The organism is Nocardioides bruguierae, assembly GCF_023656415.1.
GTDB lineage: Bacteria > Actinomycetota > Actinomycetes > Propionibacteriales > Nocardioidaceae > Nocardioides > Nocardioides bruguierae.
This window is the reverse complement of the sequence record NZ_JAMOIL010000042.1, coordinates 1-22,096: the sequence shown is the minus strand read 5'-3', so window position 1 is coordinate 22,096 and position 22,096 is coordinate 1. Positions and strand designations below refer to the sequence as shown.

The 22,096-nt window shown below is 72.7% G+C and carries 24 protein-coding genes; 10 read left to right on the top strand and 14 right to left on the bottom strand.

What is annotated here, in order from left to right; genetic code table 11:
- Positions 1–181 precede the first annotated feature (181 nt).
- The 4 genes from M8330_RS20410 to M8330_RS20395 are packed head-to-tail and all read right to left on the bottom strand — an operon-like array spanning position 182 to position 3,846.
- Positions 182–1,069 carry an ABC transporter permease gene (locus tag M8330_RS20410; protein ID WP_250828835.1) on the bottom strand — a complete coding sequence of 296 codons (888 nt, stop codon included), beginning with the start codon at positions 1,067–1,069 and terminating at the stop codon, positions 182–184.
- Positions 1,066–1,872, bottom strand: a complete 807-nt coding sequence (locus M8330_RS20405) for an ABC transporter permease (protein ID WP_250828834.1) — start codon at positions 1,870–1,872, stop codon at positions 1,066–1,068. The genes M8330_RS20410 and M8330_RS20405 overlap by 4 nt, the downstream gene beginning before the upstream one ends.
- Positions 1,873–1,903: 31 nt before the next feature.
- Positions 1,904–2,728, bottom strand: coding sequence for an ABC transporter ATP-binding protein (locus M8330_RS20400; RefSeq protein WP_250054234.1), 825 nt, complete (start codon positions 2,726–2,728; stop codon positions 1,904–1,906).
- Positions 2,728–3,846, bottom strand: coding sequence for an ABC transporter substrate-binding protein (locus M8330_RS20395; RefSeq protein ID WP_250828833.1), 1,119 nt, complete (start codon positions 3,844–3,846; stop codon positions 2,728–2,730). Before M8330_RS20395 ends, M8330_RS20400 begins: the two co-directional genes overlap by 1 nt.
- 177 nt (positions 3,847–4,023) lie before the next feature.
- Here M8330_RS20395 and M8330_RS20390 point away from each other — a divergent pair, with 177 nt between their 5' ends.
- From M8330_RS20390 to M8330_RS20380, 3 genes are all read left to right on the top strand, one after another.
- Positions 4,024–4,752 carry a GntR family transcriptional regulator gene (locus M8330_RS20390; protein ID WP_250828832.1) on the top strand — a complete coding sequence of 243 codons (729 nt, stop codon included), beginning with the start codon at positions 4,024–4,026 and terminating at the stop codon, positions 4,750–4,752.
- A 258-nt stretch (positions 4,753–5,010) separates the two neighbouring features.
- Complete coding sequence (locus tag M8330_RS20385) at positions 5,011–6,573, top strand: NCS1 family nucleobase:cation symporter-1 (RefSeq protein WP_250828831.1); 1,563 nt, start codon at positions 5,011–5,013, stop codon at positions 6,571–6,573.
- A 5-nt stretch (positions 6,574–6,578) separates the two neighbouring features.
- Positions 6,579–7,289 (top strand): aspartate/glutamate racemase family protein, encoded by a 711-nt coding sequence (locus M8330_RS20380; protein WP_250828830.1) that lies wholly within the window; start codon positions 6,579–6,581, stop codon positions 7,287–7,289.
- 28 nt (positions 7,290–7,317) lie between these two features.
- On the opposite strand, the gene M8330_RS20375 is transcribed toward M8330_RS20380, so the two are convergent.
- Positions 7,318–8,019 (bottom strand): YoaK family protein, encoded by a 702-nt coding sequence (locus M8330_RS20375; protein ID WP_250828829.1) that lies wholly within the window; start codon positions 8,017–8,019, stop codon positions 7,318–7,320.
- Positions 8,020–8,263: 244 nt separating this feature from the next.
- Here M8330_RS20375 and M8330_RS20370 point away from each other — a divergent pair, with 244 nt between their 5' ends.
- Positions 8,264–9,742, top strand: coding sequence for a right-handed parallel beta-helix repeat-containing protein (locus M8330_RS20370; protein WP_250828828.1), 1,479 nt, complete (start codon positions 8,264–8,266; stop codon positions 9,740–9,742).
- Positions 9,743–9,787: 45 nt separating this feature from the next.
- Here M8330_RS20370 and M8330_RS20365 read toward each other — a convergent pair whose 3' ends face one another.
- Entirely contained in the window at positions 9,788–10,270 is a 483-nt protein-coding gene (locus tag M8330_RS20365) for a response regulator (protein WP_250828827.1), read from the bottom strand.
- A gap of 186 nt (positions 10,271–10,456) precedes the next feature.
- Positions 10,457–10,981, bottom strand: a complete 525-nt coding sequence (locus M8330_RS20360; protein ID WP_250828826.1) for a methyltransferase family protein — start codon at positions 10,979–10,981, stop codon at positions 10,457–10,459.
- Positions 10,982–11,211: 230 nt separating this feature from the next.
- Between M8330_RS20360 and M8330_RS20355 the strand changes: the two genes are divergently transcribed.
- A complete protein-coding gene (locus tag M8330_RS20355; RefSeq protein WP_250828825.1) occupies positions 11,212–12,384 on the top strand; it encodes an ECF transporter S component in 1,173 nt (390 codons plus the stop codon).
- A 4-nt stretch (positions 12,385–12,388) separates the two neighbouring features.
- Here the strand turns inward: M8330_RS20355 and M8330_RS20350 are convergent, their stop codons facing one another.
- Positions 12,389–12,766 (bottom strand): iron chaperone, encoded by a 378-nt coding sequence (locus tag M8330_RS20350; protein WP_250054265.1) that lies wholly within the window; start codon positions 12,764–12,766, stop codon positions 12,389–12,391.
- 50 nt (positions 12,767–12,816) lie between these two features.
- Here M8330_RS20350 and M8330_RS22605 point away from each other — a divergent pair, with 50 nt between their 5' ends.
- Together M8330_RS22605 and M8330_RS20340 are read left to right on the top strand one after the other, a co-directional pair.
- Positions 12,817–13,518, top strand: a complete 702-nt coding sequence (locus M8330_RS22605) for an HNH endonuclease family protein (protein WP_250828824.1) — start codon at positions 12,817–12,819, stop codon at positions 13,516–13,518.
- Positions 13,519–13,558: 40 nt separating this feature from the next.
- A complete protein-coding gene (locus M8330_RS20340; protein WP_250828823.1) occupies positions 13,559–13,897 on the top strand; it encodes a hypothetical protein in 339 nt (112 codons plus the stop codon).
- On the opposite strand, the gene M8330_RS20335 is transcribed toward M8330_RS20340, so the two are convergent.
- From M8330_RS20335 to M8330_RS20320, 4 genes are read right to left on the bottom strand one after another with little or no spacing between them, the layout of a single operon-like run.
- Positions 13,891–14,283 carry a biotin/lipoyl-containing protein gene (locus tag M8330_RS20335; RefSeq protein ID WP_250054268.1) on the bottom strand — a complete coding sequence of 131 codons (393 nt, stop codon included), beginning with the start codon at positions 14,281–14,283 and terminating at the stop codon, positions 13,891–13,893. The genes M8330_RS20340 and M8330_RS20335 overlap by 7 nt on opposite strands.
- Before the next feature lie 58 nt (positions 14,284–14,341).
- On the bottom strand, positions 14,342–14,641 hold the full coding sequence (locus M8330_RS20330) for a hypothetical protein (RefSeq protein WP_250054269.1): 300 nt from the start codon (positions 14,639–14,641) through the stop codon (positions 14,342–14,344).
- Positions 14,638–16,209, bottom strand: a complete 1,572-nt coding sequence (locus M8330_RS20325; RefSeq protein ID WP_250828822.1) for an acyl-CoA carboxylase subunit beta — start codon at positions 16,207–16,209, stop codon at positions 14,638–14,640. Before M8330_RS20325 ends, M8330_RS20330 begins: the two co-directional genes overlap by 4 nt.
- A gap of 19 nt (positions 16,210–16,228) precedes the next feature.
- Complete coding sequence (locus M8330_RS20320) at positions 16,229–17,776, bottom strand: methylmalonyl-CoA carboxytransferase subunit 5S (protein ID WP_250828821.1); 1,548 nt, start codon at positions 17,774–17,776, stop codon at positions 16,229–16,231.
- A gap of 245 nt (positions 17,777–18,021) precedes the next feature.
- Between M8330_RS20320 and M8330_RS20315 the strand changes: the two genes are divergently transcribed.
- Positions 18,022–18,408, top strand: coding sequence for a YciI family protein (locus M8330_RS20315; RefSeq protein ID WP_250054273.1), 387 nt, complete (start codon positions 18,022–18,024; stop codon positions 18,406–18,408).
- Between the two features lie 32 nt (positions 18,409–18,440).
- Positions 18,441–19,715 carry an RNA polymerase sigma factor gene (locus M8330_RS20310; RefSeq protein ID WP_250828820.1) on the top strand — a complete coding sequence of 425 codons (1,275 nt, stop codon included), beginning with the start codon at positions 18,441–18,443 and terminating at the stop codon, positions 19,713–19,715.
- A 3-nt stretch (positions 19,716–19,718) separates the two neighbouring features.
- On the opposite strand, the gene M8330_RS20305 is transcribed toward M8330_RS20310, so the two are convergent.
- Positions 19,719–19,910 carry a ferredoxin gene (locus tag M8330_RS20305; protein ID WP_250828819.1) on the bottom strand — a complete coding sequence of 64 codons (192 nt, stop codon included), beginning with the start codon at positions 19,908–19,910 and terminating at the stop codon, positions 19,719–19,721.
- Positions 19,907–21,238 (bottom strand): cytochrome P450, encoded by a 1,332-nt coding sequence (locus M8330_RS20300; RefSeq protein WP_250828818.1) that lies wholly within the window; start codon positions 21,236–21,238, stop codon positions 19,907–19,909. The genes M8330_RS20305 and M8330_RS20300 overlap by 4 nt, the downstream gene beginning before the upstream one ends.
- Positions 21,239–21,346: 108 nt before the next feature.
- Between M8330_RS20300 and M8330_RS20295 the strand changes: the two genes are divergently transcribed.
- Positions 21,347–21,973 (top strand): TetR/AcrR family transcriptional regulator, encoded by a 627-nt coding sequence (locus M8330_RS20295; RefSeq protein WP_250828817.1) that lies wholly within the window; start codon positions 21,347–21,349, stop codon positions 21,971–21,973.
- Positions 21,974–22,096 lie beyond the last annotated feature (123 nt).

The following is a 22,096-nucleotide window of genomic DNA, read 5'->3' as shown; positions in this document are numbered from 1 at the left end:
CCGCCGCGCTCACGTTGCCCTCAAGACGATCCAGAGCCCCGAAGAACTCCGCCTTCACCTCCGCAGAAACCACGATCCCCACAACCCCTCGAAAGTCGAGGTGTTGCGGGGATCGATAGAACCCGCCCTCCTCGGGTGACCGGGGCCTGCGTGCGTCTGCGGGCGTCCGCGTGCGAATGCGTCAGAGCTCGGCCTGGCTCATCGCCATCCGGTTGAGCACGACGGTCTCCACGACCTGCACGAGGTTGTAGAGCAGCAGCGTGACGACGGTGATGATCGCGACCGACGCCCAGAGGTTGTCGAACTGGGCGGCGGCGTTGAACTTCACGATCTGCCCGCCCACGCCCTGGCCGGTGGAGAGCCACTCGGCCAGCAGCGCACCGGTGACGGCACCGGGCACGGAGACCCGGGCCGCGGCGAACAGCGACGGCAGCGCGCCGGGGATGGCGACCTTCGTCAGGGCCTGGACGGGGCCACCGCCGTAGACCCGGATCAGGTCGAGGCTCTCCTTGCTCGCCCGCGAGAGGCCGAACAGCACGTTGGCCAGCGCGGGGAACAGCACGACGATCGTCCCGATCACCGCGACCGAGGCGGTGGTGCCGCGGCCGGTGATGAGGATGATGACCGGCGCGATGGAGACCAGCGGGATCGAGCGCAGCAGCAGCGCGAGCGGCATGACGCCGGCCTCGACAGCCTTGGAGAGGTTGAACAGCATCGCCAGGACGACGGCGGTCACCATGCCCACGACGAACCCGATGGCGGAGTCCTTGAGCGAGGTGCCGACGAGCCCGAAGAGCAGCTCGCGGTTCTCCGCGGCGGTGGTCGACCTGTCCGGGTCGGTGACGAACAGGTAGTTCCAGACGTCGACCGGCCCCTTGGCCACGTACTCCGAGATCGAGGAGAACGAGATGATCGCCTGCCAGGCCAGCACCACGATCACCAGGGTGATCACGGTGTTCAGCACCGAGCGTCCGACCGAGGCGGCGAGCGCCTTGGACCGGGCCTTGGCCAGCGCGGCGCCGGCGTTGGGGTCGACGGTGGCCGAGGTGGTGGGAGCGGTGGTGCTCATGCGGTCCTCCGTCCCGACACCCACGGGGTGATCAGTCGAGCGACGAGGCCGAAGATCGCGTAGCCGAGCAGCGCGACGACGGCGCAGAGCAGGAACACGACCCACACGCGGGTCGCGTCCAGGTTGCCCTGGAGCCGGATCAGCAGGATGCCGACCGAGCTGTCCGTGGCCCCCATGTACTCACCGAGCACGGCGCCCAGGAACGCGGTGGGCACCGCGATCTGGAGCGCGTTGAGGATCGCGGGGAGCGCGGCGATGAGCCGCACCTTGCGCAGCTGGGTGAAGCGTCCGCCGCCGTAGACCCGGATGACGTCGAGGCTGGCCTTGTCGGCCGCCTTGAAGCCGAGCAGCGCCCCGACCACCGTGGTGAAGAAGACCGCCAGGGAGGCCAGGAAGATCGCGGTGTCGGAGGTGTCGCCGGCGTAGTCGGCGCCACCCATGACCACGATCGCGATGCCGCCCACCGCGACGAGCGGGAGGCAGTAGCTGACGACGGCGATCTGCACGACGATCGGCTCCAGCCTCGGCGCCAGCAGCACGGTCGAGGCGAGCAGCAGGGCCAGCAGGTTGCCCCACAGGAAGCCCCAGCCGGCCTCGGCGATCGTCACCTTGAAGGGGCCCCAGTACGGGCGCAGGCCGTCGTCGAACAGCTGCTGGGCGACGGCCAGCGGGGTCGGGACCGGCGTGTAGTCGGTGCCCTCCGCCGGCGTGAACGCCGTGATCGAGAACAGGTACCACAGCGTCAGGATGACCACGATGCCGATGACCGCGGAGAGCCAGCGCGGGGTTCCGTTGCCGTTCATGCCGTGCCGTTCATTGGCTTGCCGTCCATGCTCAGTGCCCGCCCTCGCTGCCGCCGCCGAACAGCAGGTCGGAGGCGCGGTCGACGAGGGCGTGGAACTCCGGGGTGCGCATCATCTCGGGCGTCCGCGGACGCGGGAGGTCGACCTCGATGATCTCCTTGACCCGGCCGGGGCGCGCGCTCATCACGGCGACCTGGTCGGAGAGGAAGATCGCCTCGGAGATGCCGTGGGTGACCAGCAGCGTCGTCGCGGGCTTCTCGGTCCAGATCCGCAGCAGCTCGAGGTTGAGGTTCTGCCGCGTCATGTCGTCGAGGGCACCGAACGGCTCGTCGAGCAGCAGGACGGACGGCTTCAGCGCCAGCGCACGCGCGATGGAGACGCGCTGGCGCATGCCGCCCGAAAGCTGGGCGGGCTTGGCGTTCTCGAAGCCGCGCAGGCCGACGAGGTCGATGAGCTCCTCGATGTAGTCCTTGTCCGGCTTGCGCCCGGCCACCTCGAAGGGCAGCGCGATGTTCTTGCGCACGCTGCGCCAGGCCAGGAGCGCGTGGTCCTGGAAGGCGATGCCGAGCTGGCTGTCCTTGCGGAGCTCGGCGGGCGTCTGCCCGTCGACGAGGGCCTGACCGGTGGTCGGGTCCTCGAGGCCCGCGAGGATGCGCAGGATGGTCGACTTGCCGCACCCCGAGGGGCCGAGCAGGGCGAGGAAGCTGCCCTGCTCGGTGTGCAGGTCGGCGTCCGACAGGGCCGTGACGGTCTTGCCGCCACCGACCTTGAAGGACTTGGTGAGTCCGTTGATCTGGATGCCGGTGCCGCCCCGCGTGTGCAGGGCGGCACCGGGCTCCGGGCTGGAGGAAGCCATCAGCCCTGGTAGTCCACCAGGTCGGGGTTCTCCTCGTAGATCTCGTCGATCAGGGAGGTGTCGAACATGTCGTCGACGGAGACGTCCCAGCCGGCGGCGGCCAGGGAGTCGACGGTCTGCTGCTGCAGGTCGTCGGTGATGGTGAACAGGCCGTTGGCCTCGGTGTCGTCGGTGGAGATGAGCTCCTGCTCGGCGGCCAGGCCCTTGCCGGTCTTGGCGGGGTCGAGCGAGCCGAAGACGCTCTCGAGGCCGTCCGCGTTCTCCGAGGCCGCCTGGTCGTAGTACTTGGTGATCAGGTCGACCGTGTCCTCGCTGGGCTCGGTGAAGGTGTCGGACCAGCCCTTGATCTCGGCGATCAGGAACGCCTTGAGCAGGTCCTGGTTCTCGGCCAGGTACTGGTCGGTGACCGTGAACGTCTCGGCCACGTAGGGCACGCCGTTCTCGGCGTAGGCGAGGTTCGTGACGTCGTAGCCGGCTTCCTCGACGGTGATGGCCTCGTTGGTCAGGTAGGCCATGAAGCCGTCGACCTCGCCGTTCATCAGCGGCGTCGGGTCGAAGTCGACCGGGACGACGGTGACGTCGTCGGGGTCGATGCCGTTGGCGTTGAGGATGGCGTTGAAGACCGACGCGTTGGAGTCCTGGACGCCGATGGTCTTGCCGACCAGGTCCTGCGGCGTCTGGATGTCGGCACCGTCCTTCAGCGAGAGGATCGTGAAGGGGTTCTTCTGGAACGTCGCGCCGATGATCTTCAGCGGGGCGTCCTGCTCGGCGATCGCGGCACCGACCGAGGCGGCGTCGGAGAGAGCGACCTGGACGGTGCCCGACAGCAGCTTGGCGACACCCGTGTCGGGGCCCGAGATCCCGTTCACGGTGCCGAAGCCGGCCTCGTCGTAGTAGCCGTTCTCGTAGGCGTAGAACTCGCCGGCGAACTCCTCGTTCTTGATCCAGGAGTACTGGACGCTGATGTCGCCGTAGTCAGCGGCCTCGCCGCTGCTGGAGGACTCGCTGCTGGTGTCGTCCGAGCCGCAGGCGGCCAGGGTGAGCGAGGCGGCCGTGGCCAGGGCGACGGTCGCGAGCAGGCGCCGGGCGGTGAGCCGCGGGCGGCGGATGGTGGGCATGCAGTCTCCTCAGGAGGTGTTCTCGGGCGGCGTCACGCTACGAGGGCTGCGTTTCAGCCGACGAAACGCAGGTTTCACGGCTGTAACGCTTGCGACCGGACCAGTCCGGCGGTGCACGATGGCGCCCGTGGGCCGCCGTCGTCCCGCACCCTGTGAGCCGAGCAGGAGGACTCTCCCATGCCCGTCGGTGCCCCCAGCCCCGCACCCCGTCGTCGCTCGGTGTTCGCCTCGCGGCTGGTCAGCACGCACGCGGAGGGCACGCCGCCCCGTGTGATCGACGACATGCGCCGGGCGATCCTCTCCGGCGAGGAACCGCCGGGCACGCTGATCCCGATCGACGAGGTGGCGCGGTTCTTCGGCGTCAGCCCCATCCCGGTGCGCGAGGCGCTGAAGGTGCTGCTGGGCGAGGGCCTGGTGGAGCACACCCCACGCGTGGGGTACGCGGTGGCGAAGCTGACGTTCGCCGAGTTCCGCGAGCTCTACGACGTGCGCGCCGCGCTCGAGTCCGCCGCCCTGCGCGCGGCGGTGGGCAACGCCGGGCCCGCGGACGACGAGCGCGTGCTCACCGCCCACGAGGGACTGGCCCGGGCGCTGGCCGCCGGGGACGAGCGGGCCTACCACGAGCAGTCGCGCCTCTTCCACGACGCCCTCATCGCGCCGGCGGGCATGCGCCGCCTCGTGCACATGTACCGGTCCGCGTGGAACATCACCGAGCCCGCGCGCCCGATGGCCCGCGTCGAGCACGACGGCCGCCACGCCTTCTACGACGACCACGACCGCATGCTGGCCGCGTTCGTGGCCCGCGACGCCGACACCCTGGTCGCCGAGTCCCAGGCGCACTACCGGCACCTGACCGACGCCCTCGAGGGGTTCGCCGACGACCTCGACGTCTTCCTGCCCGGCTGAGCCCTGCCCGGCTGAACCCTGCCCGGCTGAGCCCTGCGCAGCTGAACCCTGCTCGACTGAACCCTGCTGAACCGGGCCCCGCCCGGCCCCGACGCGCCCGCCCCGTCCCGGATATACGCGTCCCGTCACGGATATACCGTTCGCGTGACGCACCCGTCACCACGACCGTGCGGTGCGGGAAACACCGCGTTCCTAGCGTGCTGCCGACACCCAGCCCGCGGGCCAGCCGCCCGCCAGCCGCGCACGAGGAGCCGAGCCATGAGCGCCACCGAACGTTCGCACCACGGTCCAGTCCACCAGCCCGACGTCGTCGAGGCGGCGGGCTACCCGCCCGGCCGTGGCGTGGCCAAGCGGGCCTACGACCCGCGCCTGTCCAACGAGGACCTCGACCCGCTGCCCGAGCAGACCTGGTCGACGTACAACATCTTCGCGTTCTGGATGTCGGACGTGCACAGCGTCGGCGGCTACGTCACCGCCGGTGCGCTCTTCGCCCTCGGCCTCACCTCGTGGCAGGTGTTCGTGGCGCTGATCGTCGGCATCGTCATCGTGCAGGTCTTCTGCAACCTGGTGGCCAAGCCCAGCCAGGTCGCGGCCGTGCCCTACCCCGTCATCAGCCGGGCCAGCTTCGGCGTCCTGGGCGCCAACATCCCCGCGATCATCCGGGGGCTCATCGCGGTGGCCTGGTACGGCGTCCAGACCTTCCTGGCCGCCGGCTCGCTCACCATCGTCATCCTCAAGCTGTTCCCGGGGCTGACCGAGTACGCCACCGACGCCTGGTCGTTCGCGGGCCTCTCGCTCGTGGGCTACGTCAGCTTCGCGATCCTGTGGGTGACCCAGGCCCTCGTCTTCTGGCGGGGCATGGACGCGATCCGCAGGTTCATCGACTTCTGCGGCCCGGCGGTCTACGTCGCGATGATCGTGCTGTGCGGCTACATGCTGGTGCGTGCCGACTTCGACATCTCGTTCTCGCTCTCGGACCGCGACCTCAGCACCACCCAGCAGGTCACCGCGATGCTGGGCGCCATCGCCCTGGTCGTCTCCTACTTCTCCGGGCCGATGCTGAACTTCGGTGACTTCTCCCGGTACGGACGCAGCTTCGAGGCCGTCAAGCGGGGCAACTTCCTCGGCCTGCCGGTGAACTTCGTCGTCTTCTCGCTGCTCGTGGTGCTCACCGCCTCGGCCACGATCCCGGTCTTCGGCGAGCTCATCACCGACCCGGTCCACACGGTCCAGGCGATCGACACCTACACCGCGGTGCTGCTCGGCGGCCTGACGTTCGTGGTCGCCACCGTGGGCATCAACATCGTCGCCAACTTCATCTCCCCGGCCTTCGACTTCTCCAACGTCGCGCCGCAGAAGATCTCGTGGCGGATGGGCGGCATGATCGCGGCCGTCGGCTCGGTGCTGCTGACCCCCTGGAACTGGTACTCCAACGACGAGGCCATCTTCTGGACCCTCGGCATCCTCGGCGCCCTCATCGGCCCGCTGTTCGGCATCCTCATCGCCGACTACTACCTGGTGCGCCACCAGCAGGTCGACGTCGACGAGCTGTACACGCTCGAGCCGGACGGCGAGTACTACTACCGCAAGGGCTACAACCCGGCCGCCGTCGCCGCGGTCGCCGTGGCCGGCGTCCTCTCGGTGCTCTCGGTCGTGGTGCCCAAGCTCAGCGGGCACCTGACCTGGCTGCCGGACTACTCCTGGTTCCTCGGGTGCGGGCTCGGCCTGGTGGCCTACCTGGTCGCAGCGCGGGTGACCGACGTCGCCGGGCACGCCGCCCGCAACCGTGCCGCCCTGGCCCAGGCTCCCGCGGAGGTCTGAGCAGCGTGCGCCTCCTCGTCGTGAACCCCAACACCACCGCGTCCATGACGGCGCTGATCGGCGGGGCCGCCGGCGCCGTCGCCGGCCCGGACGTGACGATCGAGGCCGTCAACCCCGCGTCCGGGCCGGTCTCGATCGAGAGCCACTACGACGAGGCGCTCGCCGTGCCCGGTGTGCTCGAGCTCGTCGCCCGGGGCGGGTACGACGGCTACGTCGTGGCCTGCTTCGGCGACCCCGGCGTGCTCGCCGCGCGCGAGCTGACCGGCGCCCCGGTCGTCGGCATCGCCGAGGCGGCCATGCGGACGGCCGCCTACCTGGGCCGCACCTACTCCGTCGTCACCACGCTGGGCCGCACCATCGGGCACTCCTGGGACGTGGCCCGTGCCGGCGGCCTGGCCGACCACTGCGCCGGCATGCACGCCTGCGAGGTGCCGGTCGTCGAGCTCGAGACCGACCCGCGGGCCCGGGCCCGCATCCTGGCCGAGGCCGAGCACGCCCTCGCCACGGACCGCTCCGACGTCATCGTCCTCGGCTGCGCCGGGATGGCGGACCTGGCCGACTGGCTCTCGGTCGAGCTGGGCGTGCCGGTCGTCGAGGGCGTCGGTGCGGCCACCCTCGAGGTGGAGAAGCTGGTCCGGCTGGGCCTGCGCACCTCCAAGCGCGGCGAGTTCGCGCCGCCACCGGCCAAGGAACGGGGCCCGTCGCTGCTCGTGTGAGTCGGCGTGCCCGGGCACCGTCGGCCGGTCAGGCCGGCTGGTGCCCGCGGGCGTGCAGGTGCCCGACCACGGTGACGGCCGCGATCAGCACGCCGGCGAGGAGCAGGCCGGCGCCGGTGTGCCAGCGCAGCAGCGCCGCGCCGACGGCGGCACCGGCGAGGATCGCCACGACCGCCCAGGCCCGCCGCCCCGAGCCGCCGCCGGCCGCCCTCGCCTTGCCCGAGCCCAGCACCGAGTCGGCCGCGAGGCCGGTGATGGTCGAGGTGACGACCACGGTGGTGACGTCCTTGACCGCGATGAAGCGCGCCGTCGCGGCCTGGAGGCCCATGGCCGCGCCGAGGAGCGTGGTGACGGGCAGGCCGACCGCCGGGGTCGGCTCCTCCCCCACGACCAGCAGGACGACGGCCAGGCCGATGCACAGCACCGCGACGGTGGCGAAGAGCCACCCGGTCAGGCCGGTCCACGGCTGCGAGGCGCGCTTGAGCACCCGGCCGCCGATCGCGGCGCCGCCCATGAAGCCGAGCAGCGCCAGGATGGGGCCGACGACGGGCAGGTCGTCGGCGCCGGTGAGCGCCATGCCCAGGATGACCACGTTGCCGGTCATGTTGCCGGTGAAGACCCGGTCCAGGCCGAGGTAGCCGACGGCGTCGACGATCCCCGTGGTGAAGGTCAGCACCAGCATGAGGACCAGGTGCAGGGTCGCGGGCGGGACGGCGTGGAGTCGGCTCACGGGGGGCCATCCTGCCGCAGCCGTGGGCCACGCCGGACCACGGGACGACCGGTGGGCGGCTCCTGGGTGCCTGGCAGTCAGCGACGCGGCACCGTGCGGGACCTTCGGCCCGGATCCGTCCTCCGGCGGTAAAGGCTGCACCGAACTCCTGCGGTCCGGATACCCCTCCCCCTATGTTGTCGGGCAGGTCGACAGCCAGTCGACCGATCAGGGGGGCGACGTCCGCGACTCGCCAGGAGCATCCGTGCTGTCCGACTCCCCCCGCCCCTGCCCTGACCAGGGCCCCCGCAGCGCCACCCCCAGCGGCGCTCCGGGACTCCCCCGCACCACCCCCGCCCTGCTCACTCCGACCCCCAGCAGCACCCCCAGCAGCACCCGCACGCCTCGCGCGCACCGCACGGTGCCGCGGTGGCCGGCGCGCGCCGTCGCGCTGGTCGCCCTCGTCGCGTCGGCCCTCCTCACCTGCCCCCCGGGAGGGTCCGCGGCCACCGTGGCCGACGCCCGTGGCGTGACCCGGTACGTCTCGCCCACGGGTGACGACTCCGCCGACGGCGCCTCGCCGAGCACGGCCTGGCGGACGCTGGAGCGCGCCTCCGCGGCGCTCGCCGCCGGCGACCTGGGGGCGGGCAGCAGCCTCCGGCTGCAGCGCGACGGCACGTGGACCGGGACGCTGGCGGTGCCGGCGTCCGGGACGGCGCGGCAGCCGCTGGTGGTCTCGGCCTACGGCCGGGGCGCCCGCCCCGTGGTCCGGGGCGGCGGCTGCGTGCAGGTCTCCGGTGACCACGTCCTGGTCACGGCCCTCTCGGCGCGTGCCTGCGACTTCGCCGGGTTCACCCTCACCGGCGACGACGTCACCGTGCGGGGCGTGCACGCCACGGGCAACGTCGCCGGCGTCTCGATCGGCGAGGACGCCGAGCGCGCCCGGGTGCTGCGCTCCAGCCTGGTGCGCAACCGACGGATGGCGCCCGACACCCCCGGCAGCGACGACGACTACGGCGCCTACGGCGTCGAGGTGCTCGGCGACCACGCGACGATCGCGTGGAACCGGATCACCGGCCAGGTCGCCGACTCCGCCGACTACGGTCGCGACGGCTCCGCCGTGGAGGTCTACGGCGCCGTCGGCACCCGCGTGCACCACAACGTCTCGCGCCAGAACCTGACCTTCATCGAGCTGGGCAAGGCCGGGACCGACGACACCGTGCTCGCCTACAACCTGGTGACCTCCGGCCTCGAGGACGCCGGCTTCGTCATCACCCGCGGGCTCGGTGACGGGTTCGGCCCGGTGACCGGCACCGTGGTCGTCCACAACACCGCCCGGCTCAGCGCCGCGGGCACGCAGGCGTTCTGGTGCGGCGGGATCTGCACCGCCGACGTCCTCACGCTCTCCGACAACGTGCTGGTCGCCCACGCCCGGATCGGCTACGCGCTCGACCTCGACGGGCTCGCGAGCCTGCTCGGCGGCGGCCGCAACCTGATGTGGGGCTCCGGGGTCGAGCACCTGCTCTCACCCGGCGACGAGGTGGCCCGCCCGAGATTCGCCTCGATGCGCACGCTGAGGCTCGAGCGCTCGAGCGCCGCGGTGGACGCCGGCCGCCGACTGCGGATCAGCGGCGTCCAGGGCGGCGTGGACGTGACCGGCCGCAAGGTCGGCGCCGACGGCGACGGGGACGGCGTGGGCCGCCCGGACCGGGGCGCGGTGGAGCGCCGGGCGACGCGCGGCTGAGGCCGGGCAGCCGGACGCTGCTCCGGCCGGCCGTGCGGCGAGGGCTCAGAGACCCCGACCGAGCGGGCGGCCGGGGCTGGCGGCCAGCGAGCCCTCGAGGGCGGCCTCGTCCAGCAGCTGCTGGATGCGGTCGACCAGCTCCTCGCGGGAGAACGGCTTGGCGAGGAAGTCGTCGACGCCGGCCACGTAGGCGGCGCGGATGTCCTTGCGGGTCGCCAGCGCGGTCAGCATGAGGAAGATCGGCTTGCTCTCCGCGTCCATGTCGCTGCACTCGCCGAGCACCTCGAGGCCGGTCATGCGGGGCATCTGGTTGTCGAGGACGACGAGGTCGATGTCCCCGCCCCGGATGCGCTGGAGGGCGGCCACGCCGTCCTCGACTCCGACGACCTCGTGGCCTGCTCGGCTCACGACCAGCCGCAGGAGCAGGCACAGGTCAGGGTCGTCCTCGGCGATCAGGATGCGGGCCACGAGATTCCTCCACAGGTCGGCGGCGGCCCGGGGGTGGCCGTCGCAGGTGGTCGTGCGCATGCAGCGCGCACGACCTGGAGACATTGTGCGCCCTGATGGCCCCCTGTGCACCCACAACGGGTGAGACCGAGGGGGGCCTTTGGTCACGCAAGCATGCAGGCCGCGTGAAGGTGGCGCTCCGATGGCCGCGCCCGGGCTCACCTGCGACGTCGTCGCCCGTGCACGCCCGCCGTCGCGCGCCGCCGTTCAGCCGCGGTGCCGGCCGGGCAGCCGCCCCACCAGTGGTGCGAGGGCCTTGCGCACGAGGGCCGGCGTGCGGGCGTCGACCCACCGCGGCACCCGGTCGCGGTAGTCCTCCCACTCCTGCCCGAAGGCCGCCGCGAGGGCCTCCTCCTCGCGCCGTACCTGGCCCCGGTCCAGCGACACGACGAAGAGCGCGGCGGGCAGCAGGGCGCGCACGGACCGGCGGTGCACCGCGTGCGCCACCAGGAGCCCGGCCAGCCCCACGTACATCGGGTTGCGGGTGACCGCGTTCGCCCCGGTCGTCACGAGGGCCGAGGCCTCGTCCGGTCGGTGCGGGTGCCAGGTCGTGCCCGTCCGGCGGAAGCGGACGAGCGGCTCGAGGCCGACCACGGCCGGGGGCACGGCGAGGACGGCCGCGGCCGTGGCGCTCGCCCGGGTCGGGGTGCCGCGGCGCCGCTGCACGGCCAGGGCCTGCACCCACTGCACCGCAGGGAGTCGGACGATCGTCTGCCACGTCTCGAGATCCATGACCTCATCCTGCCCCGGCCGACCCACCCGGCGCGTGAACCACCGCGGCCCAGACCCCGGCCGGCGACCGGCGCCGGCGGGGCGCACGTGCCATCCGGGTTGTGCGAAGTGTCCCGCGCGGGCCTCCCGGCCGGGATATCGTGTCGCCGAAGTCGCCCACCCCCGGCGCACCGCAGCACTCCAGGCGCGACCAGCAGGTCGTCTCCCGGAACAGACTGGAGAAGCACGACGTGAACGACGCAGGCGGCCCCGCGGTCAGCCGGTGGGACGAGGTGGCCGAGGGGCTCGCCGACCTCCGCCGGCGTCAGGGCGACCCCTCGTTCGCGGAGATCGCGCGCCAGGTCTCGCTGACCCGCCAGGCCGGGGGCGAGACGCAGGCCTCCTCCCGCATCGCACGCAGCACCGTCTTCGACTGCTTCAAGACCGGTCGGACGCGGATGAACCTGCCGCTCGTCCGCGAGATCGCCGACGCCCTCGGGGCCGAGCCCGGGCTCGTGGACGCCTGGGTCGCGGCCGGCCTGGAGCAGGCCCGCGGCGCGGTGGCGCCGCGCAAGGGCGTCTCCCCCGCGGAGGACGTGTCCACCGGCCCGGCCGTCGAGCCGGGGGCCGGCGTGGCTGCGGACGACGACCGCTCGGAGGACCGCTCCGAGGACCACCCCGAGGACCACCCCGGCCAGGCCACCGCGTCCGCCGCTGCTCCGGCCCCGGCCCCGGCAGGGAGCGGCGCGGCGTCGGACGCGACCGAGACGGAGGCCGCCGTCCGGGCGGGCGCGGTGACCACCGCGGAACGGCCGCACGAGGAGCTGCCCCCGCCCGGGGTGCCGGCGACGCTGGCCGTGATGCTGGTGTGCCTGCTCATCGACCTGCTCGGCCGCGAGCTGGTGCTCGTGGCCGGGCTGCCGCTGCACCTGGACATGCTCGGCACCGCCGCTGCGGCGATGCTGCTGGGGCCCTGGCGCGGCGCCGCCGTGGGCCTGGCGATGAACGTCGCCGGCGTCATCACGTTCTCCGGGGGCCCGCCGAACTGGGACTCCCTAACCTTCATCGGCGTCAACGTCGTCGGTGCGCTGATCTGGGGCTACGGCGTGCACAGCTGGGGGTGGGGCCGGACGCTGCCCCGCCTGCTCGGGATGAGCCTCGTCGTCGCGGTGGTGAGCAGCATCCAGGCGGTGCCCATCCTGGTCCTCGTCTTCGACAGCCTGCTCCAGGTCGGCCAGGACTTCATCTCCCAGGCGCTCTACCAGCAGGTGCCCAGCACCGCGTTCTCGATGCCGGTCGCCAACCTGATCGTGTCGGTCGCCGACAAGGTCATCAGCACCTTCGTGGGGCTCTCGCTGGCCGCGCTGGCGCCTCGCGCGATGCGCGGGGCGCTGGAGCGCAACGTGCCGCTCGTGCGGCAGTGACGGCTCAGCCGTTCCAGGTCGAGCCGGTCTCGGCGAACTCCGCGAGCCGGTAGCCGATGAGCCGGGCGCACAGGTCCTCGGGCAGCGGCTGGTCGTAGGGCAGCTTGACGAAGCCCTCGCCGGCCTCGTGCCCCGCCGCGGTCACCTCGTCGACGTGCGCGGCGAACTGGTGGGTCGGGAAGCGCAGCGAGCAGTGCTTCTTGTAGCCCTGCAGCACCCAGAGGCGCACGCCGCCCTTGAGGTAGGCCGGCTGGTTCCAGTGCACCGTCTCCTCGACGTCCGGGTCGGCGGCCAGGCTGAGGGCCCGCAGTCGCTCCAGGTGCGGGCGCTGGACGTCGTCCAGGTGGTGCATGAAGTCGTCGACGTCGACACGCTTGGGCATGGGCACGAGCCGCAGCGTACGCCGTCGGAGGGGTGCTCTACGGTCGGCGCGTGCGTCGCCTTCGTCTCCTGCTCGGCCTGCTGGTCCTCGTGCTCGTGACGGGCGGGTGCGACGCTGTCCTGGAGGCCGGGCTGCCCACCTCGACCGACAGCACGCAGGCGGACGCGGCCACCCCGGGTGCCCGCAAGGCGCTGCGGCTGCTGGCGGCCCTGCCGGCCGGGGCGCGGGTGAGCCCGTCGTCGCTGGGCTACGACCGCGACGCGTTCGGCAGCGCCTGGGCCGACGTCGACGGCAACGGCTGCAACCAGCGCGACGACGTGCTCCTGCGCGACGCGGTGCCGGGCTCGACGACGGTGGCGGTGCAGGGCTCCTGCGACCACGACGTGCTCGCCGGCACCTGGGTCGACCCCTACACCGGCCGTCGGCTCACGTTCGACGACCTCAAGGACCCGGGGCAGGCGCAGGCGATCCAGATCGACCACGTCGTGCCGCTGGCCGAGGCGTGGACCTCCGGTGCGGTGGACTGGTCGGACGAGCGGCGCCGGCGCTACGCGAACGACCTGGGCGTGCTGCTGGCCTCGGACGGGCCCACCAACGCCGCCAAGAGCGACGACGACCCGGCCGCGTGGCGTCCTCGGCAGGCCTACCAGTGCCGGTACGCGCGGCAGTGGGTGGCGGTGAAGTCCGCGTGGGACCTGAGCGTGGACGACTCGGAGCGCCGTGCGCTGGAGGAGATGCTGGCCGCGTGCTGAGGTTCGGGCTCCTCTCAGGTGGTGGGTGTGGGATGGCGGGGTGCTGAGCCTTCGGTGGACCGCCCGCGTCCTGCTCCTGCTGTCCGTGGCGGCAGCCGTGGCGGCGTGCTGGCTGGTGCTCGACAACCCGAGCATCGACGGCACCAGCCGTGGGGACGACTACACCTGCCTCGCGCCCTACGAGACGGTGCTGCTGCACGGCGACAACACCCCCGGCGGGGAGCCACCGCAGGACGCGGTGGCGATCCACGACCGGTGCGAGGCCGCCGGTGCCCGCCGGTTCGAGCTGGCCGTCGCGGCCGCGGCGGGGTCCGTCGTCCTGCTCCTGGGCGGTGTCGTGGTGCGCGAGCGGGACCGGCACTCCGTGGCGCGCTACTGAGCCTCGGCCATCTCCACGAGCACCTGACCGCCGCTGACCGTGTCGCCGGGAGCGACGAGGACGGCGCTGACCGTGCCCGCGGCCGGGGCGGTGATCTCGGTCTCCATCTTCATCGCCTCCAGGACCACGAGCACGTCGTTGGCGGCGATCTCCTGCCCGGGCTCGACCAGCACCCGGGCGACCGCCCCCGCGAGCGGTGCCTTCACCCCGTCCCCCGTGCCCCCGGACGAGGCGGGGCCGGTCGACCCACCGGGAGCTGCGCCCGCGGCTGCCGGCGCGAACGACCCGCCGGTCATGAACACCGCGCCCACGGTGGGCGTCGGCTCCTCCTCGACCTCGACCTCCACGTCGTAGGCGACCCCGTCCACGGTGACCTTCAGCCGCATGACCGGCTCCTTCCTGCCTGGTCGACCGTGTCGCTCCGGGCGTCCTGGGCGCGCATCCTCAGCGCACCCCGTGCATGATCCGGTGGCCGTGCACCATGGCCCGGCCCTGCTGCGCCCAGGCCGCGCCCGAGCGGTAGTGCACCTGCTTGACCTTCGCGCGGTGCCCCAGGAACTCCGCGACGGCCGCGGAGATGGCGAGCACCACCTCCGGCGGCACCTCCGGGACGGGGAGCAGCGCCCGGGTCTGCGCGAGCTCGGCCTCGAGCCGGTCGACGCGCTGCGTGAGCGCGCGGACCTGCTCCAGAACCTGCTCCAGGACCTGCTCGAGCTGCACCTCGGGGCGCGGGTCGCCGGTCATGTCGGGCCCAGCCCGTGCTTCTTGGCCGGCCGCACGTCACGCTTGGCGGCCAGCACCTCCAGCGCCCGGGAGACCTGCGCGCGGGTCTCGGCGGGGTCGATGATGTCGTCCACCAGGCCGCGCGAGGCGGCGACGTAGGGGGTGGAGAAGGTCGAGCGGTACTCCTCGATCAGCTCCTGGCGGCGGGCCGCGGGGTCCTCGGCACCGGCGATCTCGCGGCGGAACACGATCTCGGCGGCGCCCTCGGCCCCCATGACGGCGATCTCGGCGCTGGGCCAGGCGAAGACCTTGTCGGCCCCCACGTCCTTCGAGCACATCGCGACGTAGGCGCCGCCGTAGGCCTTGCGCAGCACCACCGTCACCTTGGGGACGGTGGCCGCCGAGTAGGCGTAGAGCAGCTTGGCCCCGTGCCGGATGATCCCGTGGTGCTCCTGGGCGACGCCGGGCAGGAAGCCCGGCACGTCGACCAGCGTGAGGAGCGGGATGTTGAAGGCGTTGCAGAAGCGGACGAAGGACGAGGCCTTGTCGCTGGCGTCGATGTCGAGCACGCCGGACATGACGGTGGGCTGGTTGGCGACCACGCCCACCGTGCGGCCGGTGATGCGGCCGAACCCGACCACGATGTTCTGGGCGTACCCGGCCTGCACCTCGAGGAAGTCGCCACGGTCGACGAGGCGGGCGACCACCTCGCGCACGTCGTAGCCCTTCTTCGCGCTGGTCGGCACGACCTCGAGGAGCGAGGGATCGGGCTCGATGACGTCGTCGGGGTCGACGATCGGCGGGTCCTCGGTGTTGTTCTGCGGCAGGAAGCTGAGCAGCTTCTTGGCGATGAGCACGGCCTGCTCGTCGTCGTCCGCGACGAAGTGGGTGACGCCGGAGCGGGTCATGTGCGCGTCGGCGCCGCCGAGGGCGTCCGCGGTGACCTGCTCGCCGGTGACCTGCGCGATCACGTTCGGCCCGGTGATGAACATGTGTGCCTGACGGGTCTGGATGACGAAGTCGGTCAGGGCCGGGGAGTAGGCGGCGCCCCCCGCGCACGGGCCGGCGATGATCGCGACCTGCGGCACGACCCCGGAGAGCAGCACGTTGCTGTAGAACACCCGGCCGTAGCCGGCCAGCGAGCCGATCCCCTCCTGCACGCGCGCCCCGCCCGAGTCGTTGATGAACACGAACGGCGTGCCGGTCGAGAGGCTGGCCCGCATCATCGCCACGACCTTGTCGGAGTGCACCTCGCCGGCGCTGCCGCCGGCGACGGTGAAGTCCTGGCTGGCCACGTGCACCGGGCGGCCGAGCACGGCCCCGGCGCCGGTGACCACGCCGTCCGCGGGCATCTCCACCTTGTCGAGACCGAAGTAGGTGGAGGTGTGCCGGGCGAACATCCCGGTCTCGGCGAACGTGCCCGGGTCGAGCAGCGCGTCGACCCGCTCGCGGGCGGTGAGCTTGCCCTGCTCGTGCTGCTTGGCCAGCCGCTTCTCGCCGCCGCCGAGCGCGACCCGGGCGCGCTGCTCGCGCAGCTCGGCGGTGCGGTCGGCCAGGGAGGCGTCCGGGGGCAGGGGTCGGGTGGACATCGAGGTTCCCTCCTCGGGCTCAGACCCGCTGGACGGCGACCTGGTGGGCCTTGCCGTCGAGGGTCACGGAGTAGTGCACGGGCGCGGTCGAGGGGCCGTCGCCGGCCTCCCGCGCCAGCCGCTCGGCGGCCAGCTCACCGGGGTCGCGACCCACGTTGCGCGGCCCCTCGTGGCGCTGGGCGAGGAACCCGGGGGCCACGCCGGGGAACATCGCGTGCGTCAGGACGTCCTCGTCGCTGCCGTCCGCGCCGTCGAGGTCGGCGGTGGCGGCCACCAGGCCGTCCCACTCCGGCGCCAGCAGGTCGGCCGGGCGGACGTCGATCGGCTCCTTCTTCGTCTGGGCCCGCGCCATCGCGACGATCTTCGGGTTCCGCTCCCCCAGCGTCTGCCCGTAGTAGCCGAGCATCAGGTCGGCGAACTCGGCCGTCAGCACCTTGTACGGCCCCATCAGCACGTTGAACACCGCCTGCGTGCCGACGATCTGGCTCGAGGGGGTCACCAGCGGGGGGAACCCGGCGGCCTCGCGGACCCGCGGCACCTCCGCCAGCACCTCGCGCAGCCGGTCGCCCGCACCCTGCTGGCGCAGCTGCGACTCCATGTTCGAGATCATCCCGCCGGGGATCTGGCTGCTGAAGATCTCCGTCTCGACGCCGGTGATGGCCGACATGAACTCGGTGTAGCGCGGGCGCACCCGCGCGAAGTGGTCCTTGACCCGCCGCAGCCGCTCGTCGTCGAGGTGGGTGGTGAACCCGGTGCCGGCCAGCATCTCCACCAGGGACTCGGTGGGGTTGTGGCCCGGCCCCATCGAGACGGAGGAGATGGCGGTGTCGACCACGTCGGCGCCGGCCTCGATCGCCTTCATCAGGCTCACCAGCGTCACGCCGGTCGTGGCGTGGCAGTGCACGTGGACCCGGACGTCCTCACCGACGCCCTCCTTGATGGCCCGGACGAGGTCGAACGCCGGCTGCGGACGCAGCAGGGCAGCCATGTCCTTGATGCACAGCGAGTCGCAGCCGAGCTCCATCAGCTCGTGCGCCTGGGCCACGTAGCCCTCGATCGTGTGCAGCGGGCTCTCGGTGTAGCAGAGCGTGCCCTGGGCGTGCTTGCCCACGCGGCGCACCGCCGCGATCGCCTCGCGCACGTTGCGGGTGTCGTTGAGGGCGTCGAAGACCCGGTAGACGTCCATGCCGTTCGCGGCCGACTTCTCCACGAAGCGGTTCACCACGTCGTCGGAGTAGTGCCGGTAGCCGAGCAGGTTCTGCCCACGCAGCAGCATCTGCAGCCGGCTGTTCGGCATCAGCTCGCGGAAGGTCCGCAGCCGCACCCACGGGTCCTCGTTGAGGAACCGGATGCAGGCGTCGTAGGTGGCCCCGCCCCAGCACTCCACCGACCAGTAGCCGGCGGCGTCGATGTCCTCGCAGGCACCGACCATGTCCTCCAGCGCCATCCGGGTCGCCATGAGGCTCTGGTGCGCGTCGCGCAGCGCCAGCTCGGTGACCCCGACCTCCCTGCGCACCGGGGCCGGCGAGGTGTCCTGCGGGGCGGGGATGACGGCTGCGTCGGCCATGTTTTGATCGTTCTACCGGCCCGCGCCCAGGGACAACCCCTGGCGGGCATGGTCGGGACCATGGTCCCCGAAGGTCCTGACCTCCGCAGCCGGGGTTGACCGCGCGCAGACTCCTGACCTGGGACTTCCTGTGACCCGGGCGACAGGCCCCGGTCCTGGTTGCGCTGCCGTGTCGAATCCGCTGAGGTGGCTCCGACGTACGGTCGCAGGGCCGAGAGGCGGCCCGTCCCCCGAGGGAGCACGCAATGAAGTTCGTCGTCCTGATCCACTCCAACCCCCAGCCCTGGGGCCACCCGACCAGTGACCTCACCGCCGAGTACCAGGCCCTCCCGGCGGAGAAGAAGGCCGCCCTGGGCGCGCACTGGGACAAGGTCTTCGGCGAGGCCGACGCGGCCGGCGAGATCGTCTACGGGTGCGCGCTCGGCGACCCGTCGACCTCGGTCGTGCTCGGCTACGACGAGGGGCCGGTCGCCTCCGACGGTCCGTACGCGGAGAGCAAGGAGCACCTCGCCGGGTTCTTCGTCATCGACGTCGAGACACAGGCGCGGGCCCGGGAGATCGCCGAGGCGTTCGCCTGCCCCGGCGACACCATCGAGCTGCGGCCGACCATGCGGCCCGGCTGCGAGGCCTGACCCGCCGGCGGGTCTCGTCCTCGGTGAGCCACGTGGGCGGCGACGTGGGCGGCGACGTGGGCGGCCACGCCGCGCGGGCGCCGGTCGCGGACGTGGTCGGGGACGTGTGGCGTCGCGAGGCGCCGCACGTCCTCGCCGCGCTCGGGCGACGCTCGGGCGACCTCGCCGACTGCGAGGACGCCGCGCAGGAGGCGCTCGCGGACGCGGCGGTGCAGTGGCCACGCGACGGGGTGCCGGCCAACCCGCGTGGCTGGCTCGTCCGGGTGGCCTCCCGCCGCCTCGTCGACGCCCAGCGCTCCGACGCCGCGCGTCCGGCGCGGGAACGGCGTGCCGAGACGGACCGGACCTCCGCGCGGCGGGCCGACGGGGCGACCTGGAGCGACCGCGCCGGAGACCAGGACGACTCGTTGCAGGTGCTGCTGCTGTGCAGCCACCCGGTGCTCAGCCGGACGTCGGCGGTGGCGCTGACCCTGCGGGCGGTCGCCGGGCTGAGCACCGAGCAGATCGCGGCCGGGCTGCTGGTGCCACGCAGCACCACCGCGCAGCGGATCAGCCGGGCGAAGGCGTCGCTGCGCACGGCCGGGGTGCGCTTCGGGCCGATCCCGCCCGAGGAGCTGGCGCCGCGGCTGCACGCGGTGCGGCACGTGGTGCACCTGGTGCTGACGACGGGCTCGAGCCTGCCGGCCGGGCCGACGGTCCTCGACGCCGACCTGACCGGTGAGGCGCTGCGGCTGGCCGAGCGTCTGCACCGGGCGCTGCCTCGGGACCCGGAGACCACCGGCCTGCTCGCCCTGGCGCTGCTGACCGCGGCGCGGGCACCGGGTCGGGTCGTGGCGGGCCGGCTGGTGCCGCTGGCCGAGCAGGACCGCAGCACCTGGGACCGGGTCGCCGTCGACCGCGCGGTCTCGCTCCTCGAGGAGGCGTTGCCGCACGGTCCGGTGGGCACCTTCCAGCTCCAGGCCGCCATCGCCGCCGTGCACGCGACCGCTCCGGCGTTCGAGGACACCGACTGGCCGCAGGTCCTGGCGCTGTACCGGATGCTGGTCGAGGTCGACCCCCACCCGGCCTCGCGGCTGGGCGCGGCCGTCGCGCTGGCCGAGGTCGAGGGCGCCGAGGCCGGCCTGGCCGCCGTCGAGCCCCTGGTCGCCGCTCGTCCGCACGACCACCGCCCCCTGGCCGTGCGCGCCCACCTGCGCTCGCGCCTGGGGCACCCCGGCGCCGCCGAGGACTTCCGCCGGGCCGCCGCGCTCACCGACTCCGTGCCCGAGCAGCGGTACCTGCACGCGCAGGCCGACGCCCTGAGCTGACCCCTACTCCTCCAGCCGCAGGGCTCCGGTCGGGCAGGCCTCGCAGGCGGCGCGGACGGCGGCCTGCCGCTCGCTCGCCGGCGTGCTGTCGAGCACGGTGAGCGCGCCGTCGTCCCTCACCTCGAAGACGTCGGGGGCGAGGTCCTCGCACATGCCGATCGAGGCGCACCGTGCCTGGTCGTGGACGACCCTCACGACCCGCTCCCCACCCGTGCCGCGGCCCGGGCCGACTCGGGCGTGAACCGCACCGTCATCGCGTTGACGGCGTGGAAGAAGTTGCCGGAGCCCAGCTCCGGCTCGCCGACGACCTCCAGGTCGGGCAGACGGGTGAGCAGCTCGCGGAAGGTGGCCGCCAGCTGCATGCGTGCCAGCTGGTTGCCCAGGCAGTGGTGGATGCCGCCGCCCCCGAAGGAGAGGTGCGGGTTGGGCGAGCGGGAGACGTCGAACCGCTCGGGGTGCTCGAAGGCCGTCTCGTCGAAGTTCGCCGAGGCGTAGAACATGACCACCTTGTCGCCGGCGGTGATCTGCCGGCCGTCCAGCTCGCAGTCACGCACCGCCGTCCGCCGGAACGTCATGATCGGCGTGGCCCACCGGACGATCTCCTCGACGGCACCGGGCAGGCGCTCGTCCAGGTCCTCGAGCAGCCAGGCCCGCTGCTCGGGGTGGCGGGCGAGCGCGAGCACGCCGTGGCTCGTGGACTGCCGTGTCGTGTCGTTGCCCGCGATCATCAGCAGGCCGAAGAAGGAGACGATCTCGTCGTCGCTCAGGCGCTCGCCGTCGATCTCGGCCTGCACCAGGGCGGTCAGCAGGTCGTCCTCGGGGTGCGCCCGCCGCTGGGCGACGAGCTCGAAGCAGAGCTCGCGCATCGTGCCGGCGGCCTCGAGGAGTCGGCCCAGGGGCTCGGCGCCCTGCATCAGCGACTCGTCGCGCCAGCCGCCGGCGAACTGGGACTCGTGCGCCACGGTGCGTCGGTGCTCCTCCGGCACCCCGACCATGTCGCAGATGTTGTGCATGGGCACCAGCGCGGAGACGTGGCGCACCAGGTCGACCTCGCCCAGCGAGGCGACGTCGTCCACGATGCGACGCGAGTTGGCCTGGATGCGGTCGGCGATGCGGCGCATCTGACGTGGGGTGAAGGCACTGGTGAGCAGGCGCCTCACACGCGTGTGCCGCGGTGGGTCGAGGGCGATGAACCCTTGCCCGGCGTCGAGCAGCTCGCGGGGCATCGACTCGAAGACGATGCCCTCCCCGGAGACGAAGTCCTCGTGGCGACGCGTCACCTCGGTGACGTGGCGGTGCGTCACGACCGCCCAGAAGCCCTGGTCGTTCGGGTCCTCGAACAGCCCGTTCTCGACCGGCCGGTGCCAGGAGACGGGGCGCTCGGCACGCAGCTGCGCGAACGTCCGCTCCCGCTCGGCGGCCGTGCTCGACCAGAACGCGAGCGAGGAGAGGTCGAGGGGGTCGTAAGGGCGCTCGGCACGGGTGCGGGCGCTGGTCTCGCTCTGCTGGACGTCGTCGGCCATCAGGACCTCCTGGGGGGGTGAGTGACACGACTCTTTGACATTTTCTCCGTTCTGTCAATGGTGGGCGACGTTCGTCCACATCTGTCGCGCGGGCGGTACGGTGGGCCGGTGACGACCGCCGAGGACCTGCGCGCCGACTCCCGCGCCGAGCTGCGCTCCCGCGTGCGCGACCTCGCGCTCGACTCGACCCGTCGCGTGGTGCTCGACGTCGGCTGGGCCTCGGTGCGCATGGGCTCGGTGGCGCGGGAGGTCGGTGTCAGCCGGCAGACGCTGCACAACGAGTTCGGCACCAAGGAGGACCTCGGGCTCGCCCTCGTCGGTCGCGAGGCACGGGTCTACTTCGCGGACGTGGCGGCCCGGCTCGACCAGCACCCGGGCGACCTGCCCGGCGCCGTGCGCGACGCTGCGCAGCACACCCTGGAGACGACCGCCGACAACCCGTTCCTCCAGGCCGTCCTCACCGGCACCGCGAGCGGTGACACGTCGCTGCTGCCGCTGCTGACCAGCCGCAGCGAGCCGTTGCTGCACGACGCGGTCGACCTGTTCGGCGCGTGGGTACGTGCCCAGTGGCCCGACCTGGACGACGACCGTGCCCGGATCGGCGTCGAGGCCGTCGTCCGCCTGCTGCTCTCGCACGTCATCACGCCCACCGCTCCCCCCGCCGACGTCGCACGCGACCTCGCCGAGGTCGCCACGCGGGTGATGTTCGACGACGGAACGCGGATGCGCGCCTAGAGCGTGTCTGCTTAATCCGGGCGTGGTGGTCGGCGATGGTTGACACATGTCGCGTGTGGCAGTGCTGAATGACGCTCAGTGGGAGCGGATCGAGTCGTTGATGCCGTCCTCGGATGGCCAGCG